This is a genomic window from Ensifer sp. SSB1 (genome assembly GCF_016652895.1).
GTDB lineage: Bacteria > Pseudomonadota > Alphaproteobacteria > Rhizobiales > Rhizobiaceae > Ensifer.
In genome coordinates this window covers 1,696-12,619 of the sequence record NZ_JAEPRP010000199.1, presented here as the reverse complement: position 1 = coordinate 12,619, position 10,924 = coordinate 1,696, and the positions used below count along the sequence as shown (strand labels likewise).

The 10,924-nt window shown below is 64.2% G+C and carries 9 protein-coding genes and 1 pseudogene; 7 read left to right on the top strand and 3 right to left on the bottom strand.

Annotation, left to right across the window (positions count from 1 at the left end; translation table 11 throughout):
• Window positions 1-1,794 (bottom strand): monovalent cation:proton antiporter-2 (CPA2) family protein (locus tag I8N66_RS32175; protein ID WP_291162911.1); only part of this gene is annotated, 1,794 nt, incomplete at its 3' end.
• Window positions 1,795-1,942: 148 nt separating this feature from the next.
• Between I8N66_RS32175 and I8N66_RS32170 the strand changes: the two genes are divergently transcribed.
• The 6 genes from I8N66_RS32170 (at window position 1,943) to lpxK (ending at window position 7,929) form a co-directional block, all read left to right on the top strand.
• Complete coding sequence (locus tag I8N66_RS32170) at window positions 1,943-3,289, top strand: TldD/PmbA family protein (protein ID WP_291162914.1); 1,347 nt, start codon at window positions 1,943-1,945, stop codon at window positions 3,287-3,289.
• Window positions 3,290-3,440: 151 nt separating this feature from the next.
• Entirely contained in the window at window positions 3,441-4,256 is an 816-nt protein-coding gene (locus I8N66_RS32165) for a 3'(2'),5'-bisphosphate nucleotidase CysQ (RefSeq protein WP_291162908.1), read from the top strand.
• A gap of 59 nt (window positions 4,257-4,315) precedes the next feature.
• On the top strand, window positions 4,316-4,552 hold the full coding sequence (locus tag I8N66_RS32160) for a DUF4170 domain-containing protein (protein WP_113536295.1): 237 nt from the start codon (window positions 4,316-4,318) through the stop codon (window positions 4,550-4,552).
• A 91-nt stretch (window positions 4,553-4,643) separates the two neighbouring features.
• Window positions 4,644-5,957 (top strand): lipid IV(A) 3-deoxy-D-manno-octulosonic acid transferase, encoded by a 1,314-nt coding sequence (gene waaA / locus I8N66_RS32155; protein ID WP_291162904.1) that lies wholly within the window; start codon window positions 4,644-4,646, stop codon window positions 5,955-5,957.
• Window positions 5,958-5,982: 25 nt separating this feature from the next.
• Window positions 5,983-6,687, top strand: a complete 705-nt coding sequence (locus I8N66_RS32150) for an HAD family hydrolase (protein ID WP_291162901.1) — start codon at window positions 5,983-5,985, stop codon at window positions 6,685-6,687.
• 201 nt (window positions 6,688-6,888) lie between these two features.
• Entirely contained in the window at window positions 6,889-7,929 is a 1,041-nt protein-coding gene (gene lpxK, locus I8N66_RS32145; protein ID WP_291162898.1) for a tetraacyldisaccharide 4'-kinase, read from the top strand.
• 39 nt (window positions 7,930-7,968) lie between these two features.
• Here the strand turns inward: lpxK and I8N66_RS32140 are convergent, their stop codons facing one another.
• Both I8N66_RS32140 and mutL read right to left on the bottom strand, forming a co-directional pair.
• Window positions 7,969-8,202 carry a DUF2093 domain-containing protein gene (locus tag I8N66_RS32140; protein ID WP_113536291.1) on the bottom strand — a complete coding sequence of 78 codons (234 nt, stop codon included), beginning with the start codon at window positions 8,200-8,202 and terminating at the stop codon, window positions 7,969-7,971.
• A gap of 89 nt (window positions 8,203-8,291) precedes the next feature.
• Entirely contained in the window at window positions 8,292-10,100 is a 1,809-nt protein-coding gene (gene mutL / locus I8N66_RS32135) for a DNA mismatch repair endonuclease MutL (RefSeq protein ID WP_291162895.1), read from the bottom strand.
• Window positions 10,101-10,479: 379 nt separating this feature from the next.
• Here mutL and I8N66_RS32130 point away from each other — a divergent pair.
• A pseudogene (locus I8N66_RS32130) lies at window positions 10,480-10,924 on the top strand (two-component system response regulator); the annotation flags it as partial.

Here is a 10,924-nt window from a genome sequence, read left to right as displayed (position 1 = left end):
CCTTTCGCCCGTTTCCTGGGAATGATCGACCTCGCGTTTCGGCTTGACCAGCGGTTCCGGACGCACCGGCCTTGAATGCAGCATGTCGCGACCGGCGGTGATGCCTTCGGCCTCCTGCAGCACGAGGCGTGCCTCGTCCCGTTTGCGGATATCGTCCATGATCGCGATCGCGTCGTCGTCACCGACCCCCAACGCCTCCAGTGACTTGCGGCCGAAGAGCAGGCCGGATTCGAAGGTCTCGCGCAACTCGTAGTCGACCCCCTTGGCGCGCAGCTCCAGCGTATGCAGGCGGTCGTAGGAACGGGCGAAAATGCGGGCGTTCGGATATTCCGATTGCACGAGGTCGACGATGTGGTCGGTCGTCTCCTTCTTCTGCGTGCAGACGGCGACGATCTTTGCCCGCTCGATGCCGGCGGCGCGCAACACGTCGAGCCGGTTGCCGTCGCCGAAATAGATGCGGAAACCGAAGGTCGCGGCCTGGCGCACGCGGGCGGCGGAGTGGTCGATGATGGTCACGTCGCGGCCCCCGGCTAGCAGGATCTGCGCGGCAATCTGGCCGAAGCGGGAAAAGCCGATCATCAACACGTCGGCGCCCGCGCCTTCGAAATCTTCGTCGATCTCCTCATCCAGCTCGTCCTGTTCGCGCATCAGCTTCGGTGCCAGCATCGAGGCGAGCGGCGTCAGTGCCATCGATAGCGTCACGATCGCGACAAGCAGCGAGGCGTCCCCGTCGGAGAAGACGCCAGCGGCGGCTGCCGCCGTGAACAGGACGAACCCGAATTCGCCGCCCTGCGGCAGAAGCAGGCTGATGCGCACCGCGTCGTTGTGCTGCGATCCGGTGAGCCGGCAGAGCCAGTAGAGCACCAGGCTCTTCAGCGCCATCAGGAGCGGCACAGCAACGATGATCAGCTGGTAGCGCTCGACAATGACGCCGAGTTCCAGCGACAGGCCGACGGCCATGAAGAACAGCGCCTGCAGGATACCGCGGAACGGCTCGATGTCCGCCTCGAGCTCATGGCGATAAGAGGATTCCGCCAGGAGCACGCCGGCGAGGAAGGCGCCCATGGCCATGGAGAGGCCGGCGAGCTGCATCATGGTCGCGGCGCCCATGACGACGAGCAGGGCGGCGGCGATCATAACGTCGCGGGCGCCCGTACGACCGATGATCTGGAACAGGGGGTTCACGAGGTAGCGCCCGGCCGCAAAGAGGACGACGATCGCCGTGGTGGCGACCGCGAAATCCTCGAGTGGCGTCGTCGTATCCTCGGGCTTCTGTGCAGCCAGGAGCGGGATCAGCGCCAGCAATGGCACGATCGCGAGGTCCTGCAGCAGGAGGATGGAGAAGGATCGTTGCCCGTAACGCGTATTGCGATCGTTGCCTTCGTCGAGGATCTGCATGGCAAAGGCGGTCGACGAGAGGGCGAGGCCGAAGCCGGCGATGATGCTGCCGCCTTGTCCGAGCAATCCGAGGGCATAGATGAGGGAAGAGAGCACGATGCCAGTCAGCACCACCTGTGCGGTGCCGAGACCGAAGATATCGCGCCGCATCTGCCAGAGGCGCGACGGTTTGAGTTCGAGGCCGATGATGAACAGGAGGAACACGACGCCGAGTTCCGAGACGTGCAGGATTTGCTCGCCCTCGGTGATGCTTTGAGCGACCGGACCGATGAGCACGCCGGCGGAGAGATAGCCGAGAATCGTGCCGAGGCCGAGCCGCTTGAAGATTGGTGCGGCCACCACTGCGCCGCCAAGCAGCATCAGTGCTTGAGAATAGATGATCGGTGTCGTTGCCATGCCTGCGGCTTTCACTATTGGGCACCCAGCCCCCGACGAGGAAGCTTTGGAGAGTGTTCATTTGCGGTGTACGGGGCGGGAATCAGGCCGATGCCCTTGATGCCTGCGTCACTGCACAATAAATGGGGCAGGAATGAAAGGCTACATCATGTCCGACACGATCGATTCTGCCGACCTCGAAAAACGCGCCTCCGAACTCGTGGACCTCGCCCGAAAGGCTGGCGCCGATGCGGCCGATGCCGTGGTGGTGCGCGGGCGCTCCCGCTCCGTCTCCGTACGCCTCGGCAAGGTCGAAGCGACGGAGGCCTCTGAAAGTGACGATTTCTCGCTTCGCGTTTTCGTCGGGCGGCGCGTCGCCAGTGTTTCGGCCAATCCGGGCTTCGATCTGAAGCTGCTTGCCGAACGCGCCGTCGCCATGGCCAAGGCCTCGCCGGAAGATCCCTTTGCCTCGCTCGCAGATGCGGATCGGCTGGCAAAGTCCTATCCGGATCTCGATCTTTTCGATCCGACCGCGGTTTCCACGGAATCGCTGACGGAAGCCGCACTTGCCGCCGAAGAGGCAGCTCTTGCCGTCTCCGGCGTGACCAATTCCAGCGGTGCCGGAGCCTCGGCCGGCATGGGCGGCCTGGTGCTCGTCACCTCGCATGGCTTCTCGGGCTCCTACATGGCGACACGCTTCGGCTGCTCCGTCAGCGCGATTGCCGGCGAGGGCACGAAGATGGAGCGTGACTACGATTACGACAGTCGCCTCTATGTCGGTGATCTCAGGCCTGCCGAGGAGATCGGCCGCCTTGCCGGCGAGCGTGCTGTGGCGCGCCTCAATCCGCGCCAGGTGCCGACGGCCAAGAACGTCACCGTCGTCTTCGATCCGCGCATGGCCCGCGGTTTCGTCGGCCATCTGGCCGGTGCAATCAACGGTGCGGCCGTCGCCCGCAAGACGAGTTTCCTGCGTGACCGGATGGGTAAGCAGGTGATGAAGGCCGGCCTGTCGGTGACCGACGATCCGCTGATCGTGCGCGGCTCCTCCTCGCGTCCCTTCGACGGCGAAGGCGTCAGCGGTTCGAAGCTCGCGATGGTCGAGGATGGTGTGCTGAACCACTGGTTCCTGTCGACATCCGCGGCCGCTGAGCTCGGCCTTCAGACCAACGGCCGCGGCGTGCGCGGTGGCCCGACGGTCAATCCGGCCTCGACCAATCTGGCACTCGAGCCGGGTTCGATCTCGCGAGAGGATCTGATCCGCGGTGTCGGCAACGGCTTCTACGTCACCGAGCTGATCGGTCAGGGGGTCAACATGGTGACCGGCGAATACAGCCGCGGCGCCTCCGGATTCTGGATCGAGAACGGTGAACTCACATTTGCCGTCTCCGAAGTCACGATTGCGTCCAATCTCAAGGACATGTTCATGGCGCTGACGCCGGCCGACGACATCGATCGCAAGTTCGGCGTCGCGGCGCCGACGCTCGCCATCGAGGGCATGACGCTCGCTGGTCTCTAGAGCAATCCCCGTCTGGGGTTGCGTCATTTCAAATGGCTGGATCAGCTCACCGTTTCGGTGAACTGATCTGAAGGCCGAAGGAAGAGGGGCGCAGCGACCTGCGCCGATCCCGCCCTCGTGTTATAGGAGAGGCGGGCTGACGGGGTTTTGAATGTCTGACACAGCACCAACGGGCGCGGACTGGAAGCCGGATCTTGCGCTGATCCGCGCCGCAGCGGTCGTCGCCGGCGAAACGGCACTCGGCTATTTTCGCAAGGCTCCGGATGTCCGCTGGAAGAACGAGGGCCGCTCGCCGGTCAGCGAAGCGGATCTGGCAGCCAACGATGTGCTGAAGACGCGGCTGCTTGCCGCGAAGCCCGATTACGGCTGGCTGTCGGAAGAGACCGACGACGACTCCAGCCGCCTGACCCGAGAAACGGTCTTCGTTGTCGATCCGATCGACGGCACACGGGCCTTCATCGCCGGCAAGGAGCTTTGGTGCGTCAGCGTTGCCATCGTCCACCGGGGCCAGCCCGTCGCAGGCGTCCTCTACGCTCCGGCGCTCGATGAACTCTTTGAGGCGGTCGCCGACGGTAGCGCATTGAAAAACGGCGCCGTGATCTCGGTGCGTGAATCAAAGCCCGGGGAAACGCTGCATCTGGCCGCCGCCGAAGATACGGTCGGCAAGCTGCCGGCCGTCTATCGCAACACCGTCACGCGCGTGCCGCATGTGCCCTCGCTTGCCTATCGGCTGGCCATGGTGGCCGACGGGCGGATCGACGGCACGCTCGTGAAGAAGAATTCCCATGATTGGGATCTGGCTGCGGCGGATCTCATTCTGGCCCGGGCAAACGGCGCACTCGTCGATCTCGACGATCGGCCCCTGTCCTACAACCGCCCCACCGTCGTTCACGGGGTTCTCTGCGCGGCGGCAAAGCCGCTCTTGCCAGGTCTGATCGCCGCATCGCGGTCGATGGAGCCCCATTGACCTTTGGGGCTGAATGCCTCAAATCAACGCCCATACCCAAAAAGAAAAATGGAATTCCGATGGCTCACGAATCCGAGAAGAAACAACGTCTGCACCTCGTCTTTGGCGGTGAACTCACCACGCTGACGGACGTCCATTTCCGCGACCTGGACAAGCTCGATATCGTCGGCATCTACCCGGACTACGAAAGCGCTCTTGTTGCCTGGAAATCCAAGGCGCAGATGACCGTCGATAACGCGCATATGCGTTATTTCATTGTCCACATGCACCGTCTGCTCGATCCGGAAAACGGCTGATGCCGATGAGGTCGGGATGCGCGGCGCATACCCGCATGCCAGTCGCCCCTAAGTTTTTCGCCGCTGAGACGGCTGGGGAAGGTGTCTCGTCATGAGCAGCTTTCGCGCGCGCCTGGCGCTCTCCAGCTATCGCTGGATCGGCTCGGCCATTTATCCCCTGGTTTGGTCCTACCTTGCCATTCGCGCGGCGAAGGGCAAGGAGGATCCGGCGCGCCGTCGCGAGCGCTACGGCCATGCCAGCGCACCGCGGCCGCAGGGCCCGCTCGTCTGGTTTCACGCCGCGAGCGTCGGCGAGAACAATGCGGTCATCCCGTTGATCAAGGAGATCCGCCGGCGTGGCATCAACGTCGTGCTGACGACGGGAACGACGACCTCGGCTCGTGTCGTCGCCCAGCGCCTGGGTACGGGCGTCATCCATCAATATGTGCCGCTCGATTTCAAGCCGGCGGTCAGCCGCTTCCTGAACTATTGGGAGCCGGATCTCGCAATCATCGCCGAGTCCGAAATCTGGCCGATGACGATCCTGGAGCTCGGCCGGCGCCATATTCCCCAGGTTCTGGTGAATGGCCGCCTGTCGGATCGCACCTTCGCGCGCTGGAAGCGACGGCCGGGACTGGCCGATGCGCTGTTCGAGAACCTGGCGCTCGTCATCGCCCAGTCCGATGTCGATGCGGAGCGCTTCCGCACGCTTGGCGCGCTGCCGGTCATGGTCTCCGGCAACCTGAAGGTTGATACCGATGCCCCTCCGCATGATCCGCAAGCGCTTCGCGAGTACGGCCAGCAGATCGGCACGCGCAAGACCTGGGCGGCAATCTCGACTTTCGACGGCGAGGAAAACGCCGCCGGCGTCGTGCATCGTGCACTGAAAGAGCGAACCGGCCTGCTGACGATCATCGTCCCGCGCCATCCTGAGCGCAGCGATGCGATCGAGGCGGCGCTGACGGCCAAGGGCCTGAAGGTTGCGCGCCGCACCCGGCGCGATCCGTTGACGCCGGATGTCGATATCTTCCTCGGCGACACCATCGGTGAAATGGGCCTCTATCTTCGCTTGACCGAAGTCGCCTTTGTCGGCCGCTCGCTCTTTGCCGAAGGCGGACAGAACCCGCTGGAGCCGGCGATGCTGGGCTGTGCGATCCTGTCGGGTGGCAATGTCCAGAACTTTCGCGAGACCTATCAGACGCTCGCGAAGAACGGCAGCGCCAAGATCGTGCGCGACGTCGAGATGCTTGCCAAGGGCGTCAACTATCTTCTCGCCAACGACGACATGCGTCGCTCGATGATCGATGCCGGCCTTGAAACCGTGCAAGAGATGCGTGGTGCTCTGTCGGCGACGATGAAGGGGCTAGAGCCCTATATCAATCCGCTCATCGTCAAGGCGCGCCTCAACCCGCCGACCGACAACTGACAGAAGCAGGAGACGATCCCTCATCATGACCGCATCCAAAGCCATCGCCGGTATCCTGTTCGACAAGGATGGAACCCTGCTCGACTACGCAAAGAGCTGGGTGCCGGTGAACTATGAGCTGGCACGGATTGCGGCAAGGGACGATGAGGCATTGGCCCGCACCCTGCTGAAAGCGGGCGGCATGGATGCCGATACCGGGCATGTGCTGCCCGACAGCCTGCTTGCTGCCGGCAACACGGTCGAGATCGCGACCGGCTTCGTTGACGCGGGCGCGCCCTTCACTGTGGCCGAACTGACGGCCCTGCTGGACGGTCTGTTCGCACGCTCGGCGGAATATGCGGTGCCGGTCACCGACCTCGGCACCTTCTTCGCCGGCCTGCATGCCAAGGGCTATCGCCTTGGGGTGGCCTCCAGCGACAACGAAAAATCGATCCGCGAAACCGCGAAGCGCTTCGGCTTCGACGGCTACCTGCATTACGTGGCGGGCTATGACAGCGGCTACGGCGTCAAGCCGGAACCGGGCATGGTGCTCGGCTTTTGTGCCGCCACGGGCCTGGAGCCGCATCAGGTGGTCGTCGTCGGCGACAACAACCACGACATGCACATGGGGCGCAGTGCCGGCGTCGGCATGACGGTCGCAGTGCTGACCGGGACCGGTTCGCGCCAGTCGCTCGCCGCAGCTTCAGACCATTGCCTTGCCGACATTACCGAACTCGAGGCTGTCCTCTAGCCGCAGGCCAAGCGAAAGCGTGACGCGGTTGTCCGTGGCAGGTCACCCCGCGTTCGGCTCAGACGGCTGCGATCGTATCCATAGCTTGCGTTTTTTCACATTCTGACGTTTTTTGGGCGGCGCGCCGGCTTTTGGCGGCAGGAAAGACATGTGTCCTCCCGGAGCGGCAGGACAACACCGGCTGGGGACTACGGAACGAATATGGTATCGGAAGCGCCGCCATTCTGGTGGACCAAGGCGGATTGGCGGGCTCGCGCACTGTGGCCGCTCTCATGGCTATATGGGCGGATTGCCGGCATGCGCATGGATCGCGCCCAACGTGCCTCGGTTCCCGTACCGGTCATCTGCATCGGCAACTTCACCGTCGGCGGTGCCGGCAAGACGCCCACCGCGATTGCGCTCGCCCGTGTCATTCGTCGGAAAGGGCTGAAGCCCGGGTTCCTGAGCCGCGGCTACGGCGGCTCGCTCGACGTGACGACCGTCGTCGATCCGGAACATCATCGCGCCCGCGACGTCGGCGACGAGCCGCTGCTGCTGGCGCGTGAAGCTCTCACCGTCGTGTGCCGCCGCCGTGTCGATGGCGCCCGCCGCCTGGTCAAGGAAGGCGTCGATATCATCATCATGGATGACGGCTTCCAGAGCGCGCGGCTGGCCTTCGACTTTGCGCTTCTGGTGATCGACTCGCGCCGCGGTATCGGCAACGGCTATCTGGTGCCGGCAGGACCGGTGCGGGCACCGCTGCCCAATCAGCTTCGCCACGCCACGGCGTTGCTGAAGATCGGCGGGGGTACAGAGGCCGATGCCCTGATCCGCCGCGCAGCCCGCGCCGGCAAGCAGATCTACGAGGCCGATGTCGTCAGGCACGACGACGGATCGCTTGAAGGCGTCAAGGTGCTGGCCTGGGCCGGGATCGCCGATCCCGAGAAGTTCTACCGCACGGTGCGTGAGACCGGTGCGGTGGTCGAGGAGACCCGCAGCTTTCCGGATCACCATCATTTCTCCGATGATGAAATCGCCGATCTGCTCGATCGCGCCGCGGCGCTGGGCTGCACGCTGGTTACCACCGCCAAGGACATGGTTCGGCTCGAACCCGGCCATGGTCGGGCCGCTGAGCTGGCCGAGGCCAGCCGGGTGATCGAAATCGACGTGCGCTTCGACGATCCCATGGCACCGTCGAAAATCATCGAGACTGCGCTTGCCGTCGCGCGCGCCCGAAAGCTGCGCGAAGGCGCAAGCAAATAAGGGCTTGGCGGTTCGGGGATGAGGCCTGCGGGTGTCGCCTTAGCGGCGCTGGTTCGGCAGCGCGCCGGCGCGTTTTTCCGCCTCGAGCGAGGCTTCCGCATCGACATAGGCTTCCTGCCGGGCGACGCTCCAGTAGCGCAACTCATCGACGGGAATGGTCTTGCCGGTCATCGCGCAGATCACATGCGAGCCGGCGAGGATGATCTGGAAGTCGCCGTCGAGATAACGGATCTTCGCTTCGCGCGACGTGCTTCCTTCAAACCGGTTCATCATGTTCGTAGCCTGTAACGTCCTTGTGGTCTGTTCTCTGGTCTAGCTCGCCATCAGGCAAATTGCCAGCCGCATTTCGCGGCCGGGTCAGATCAGCTTCGGCCGAACAGCCGCTCAATATCGGAAAGCTTGAGCTCGATATAGGTCGGCCGCCCGTGGTTGCATTGGCCTGAGCCGGGCGTTGCCTCCATCTGCCGCAAAAGCGCGTTCATTTCTTCGGTGCGCATGCGCCGGCCGGAGCGAACCGATCCGTGGCAGGCCATCGTCGCTGCAAGATATTCGAGCCGGCTCGTAAGACCGTTTGCCGTGTCCCATTCGGCAAGCTCGTCGGCCAGCTGGCGCACCAGGCCGACGGCATCCATCTCGCCGAGCATCGCCGGTGTCTCGCGCACGGCAATCGCACCCGGTCCGAAGCGCTCGATGGCAAGGCCGAGGCGGGTGAACTCCTCCGCATGCGCCATCAGCCGGTCGCAGTCGTCCTCGGGCAGGTCGACGATCTCCGGGATCAGCAGAGCCTGTGCGGCGACGGGGCGAGAATGCAGCGCCGTGCGCATCGCCTCGAACACCAGCCGCTCATGGGCGGCATGCTGGTCGACGATGACGAGGCCGTCATTTGTCTGGGCGACGATGTAGTTTTCATGGAGCTGCGCCCGCACCGCGCCGAGCGGGAAGGATTGCGGCGCCGGTGCTTCCGGCTGCGATACCGGTGCCTCGCGCTCAATCGGGACGGCCGTGCGTGCCGACGGCGCCGCAAAGGCGGCGAAGCTCGCCTGTGGCGTTTCGTTGAGGCCGCGCAGGATGGCGTCGAATTGCGCCGGGCGGGAGGGGGACGTCTCGGCGGTCCAGGGCTGCGGGCGATAGGATCCGGAGCGGAAGGCCTGCATCATGCCGCGTGCCCCGGTGGTCGCCGCGCGATCGCCGTCGCGCGTCAGTGCCTCGCGGATCGCGCCGATGATCAGCCCGCGGATGAGGCCGGGATCGCGGAAGCGCACATCGGACTTCGCCGGGTGGACGTTGACGTCGACCAGCGCCGGGTCGAGCGTGATCGATAGCACAGCGACCGGATAGCGGCCGCTCGGGATCGTTTCGGAATAGGCGGCCCGGATCGCCGACAACAACAGCTTGTCCTGTACCGGGCGGCCATTGACGAAGACATATTGCTGCAGCGAGTTGCCGCGATTGTATGTCGGCACGCCGGCAAAGCCGGTGAGCCCGACATCCTCGCGCTCGGCATCGATCTCGATCGCATTGTCGCGAAAATCCTTGCCGAGCACCTGGGCCATGCGCGCCAGGCGATCGTCGCCGGTCGCGGGGAATTCGAGCGTTGAGCGGTCGCTGCCGGACAGCACGAAACGGACCGCCGGAAAGGCGATCGCCATACGGCGCACGATCTCGGAGATCGCAGCCGCTTCGGCCTTCTCGGTCTTCATGAATTTCAGCCGAGCCGGTGTTGCGAAGAAGAGGTCGCGTACCTCGACGACCGTGCCGGTATTGGCGGGCGACGGGCGCACCGGATCGGTCTTGCCGCCGGTGACGGCGATGACGGCACCTTCGCTGGCGCCAGCCGTGCGCGTCGTGATCGAGAGGCGGGCGACCGAACCGATCGAAGGCAGCGCCTCGCCACGGAAACCGAGCGTGCGGATGTCGAACAGGCTGTCGTCGAGCTTCGACGTGCAGTGTCTGCGGACGGCCAGTTCGAGATCGTTGGGCGTCATGCCCGAGCCGTTGTCGGTCACCCGCAGCAGCGTCTTACCGCCGCCGGCCGTCGCGATTTCGATGCGTGTGGCGCCGGCGTCGAGTGCGTTCTCGATCAGCTCCTTGGCCGCGCTGGCGGGGCGTTCGATGACTTCGCCGGCGGCGATCTGGTTGATGAGGGTTTCTGAAAGCTGCTTGATGGCCATGTCCCCATTTTCTCGGATTCGCTCGGGAAACGAAAGGGGCAATGGCGCCTCGTCCCCGGTCTGAAATCCCGGCGGCCGTCGATCCTGAAAATTGAGCGGGGGGTTTAATTGCCCCTTAACACTCTGCTGCGATTTTCCACAACAACCTGAATGATCACGGGTTTTGTCTTTTGAGCATTGCGGCGTTGCTGGACGTCGTACTCCCGCCGCTCGAAGAGACGCCTGCCAAGGCCTTCCCAGCATGTCCCGAAATGAAACCGCCGCTGCAGCATCGCGTGTCCGACTGGCGCGTGAACGTCGCTGCAGCACTGTGAATGGCTGCATGTTTCCTCAGATCGGAGACGACTGAAGCATGCGGTAGGCGAGTGAGGACAGCGCAATGAGCGATGTGGCGTCGAACGGCGCGGACATCAACCGGATCATTCTGGAGTCGAGCTGCGACGCGCTCGGCATTGCTGTGCTTGTCTGCGGTCGGGACGACACCATTCTTTTTGCCAGCCGCACGATGCTGCAGTTTTTCCCGGTGCCGTCGGAAATCCTGATGCCCGGCACGCGCCTCAGGGATTTTCTCGGCGCCGTCTATGATACCGGCGTTCGCCCCGGCACCGTTCCCGAAAGCAGCCGTCGCCGCACCAATCGCGAGGACTGGATCGCCGAGCATATGGCGCTGCATTGGCGCGAGCGCTACGAGAGCGTCGAGCGCGCCGGCCGTACGCGCTGGGTTTCGATGCGCAAGCGCCGGCTGTCGAGCGGTATCGGTATCCTCTCGCTCAGCGACGTCTCCGACCAGAAGAAGCGCGACGAGCAGCTTCAGACGGATCTGG

Bases quoted from the DNA above. Each gene is read 5' to 3' on its own strand.
- I8N66_RS32170 (WP_291162914.1), top strand. From the start codon at position 1,943: ATGTCCGACACGATCGATTCTGCCGACCTCGAAAAACGCGCCTCCGAA.
- I8N66_RS32165 (WP_291162908.1), top strand. From the start codon at position 3,441: ATGTCTGACACAGCACCAACGGGCGCGGACTGGAAGCCGGATCTTGCG.
- I8N66_RS32160 (WP_113536295.1), top strand. From the start codon at position 4,316: ATGGCTCACGAATCCGAGAAGAAACAACGTCTGCACCTCGTCTTTGGC.
- waaA (WP_291162904.1), top strand. From the start codon at position 4,644: ATGAGCAGCTTTCGCGCGCGCCTGGCGCTCTCCAGCTATCGCTGGATC.
- I8N66_RS32150 (WP_291162901.1), top strand. From the start codon at position 5,983: ATGACCGCATCCAAAGCCATCGCCGGTATCCTGTTCGACAAGGATGGA.
- lpxK (WP_291162898.1), top strand. From the start codon at position 6,889: ATGGTATCGGAAGCGCCGCCATTCTGGTGGACCAAGGCGGATTGGCGG.
- I8N66_RS32140 (WP_113536291.1), bottom strand. From the start codon at position 8,202: ATGATGAACCGGTTTGAAGGAAGCACGTCGCGCGAAGCGAAGATCCGT.
- mutL (WP_291162895.1), bottom strand. From the start codon at position 10,100: ATGGCCATCAAGCAGCTTTCAGAAACCCTCATCAACCAGATCGCCGCC.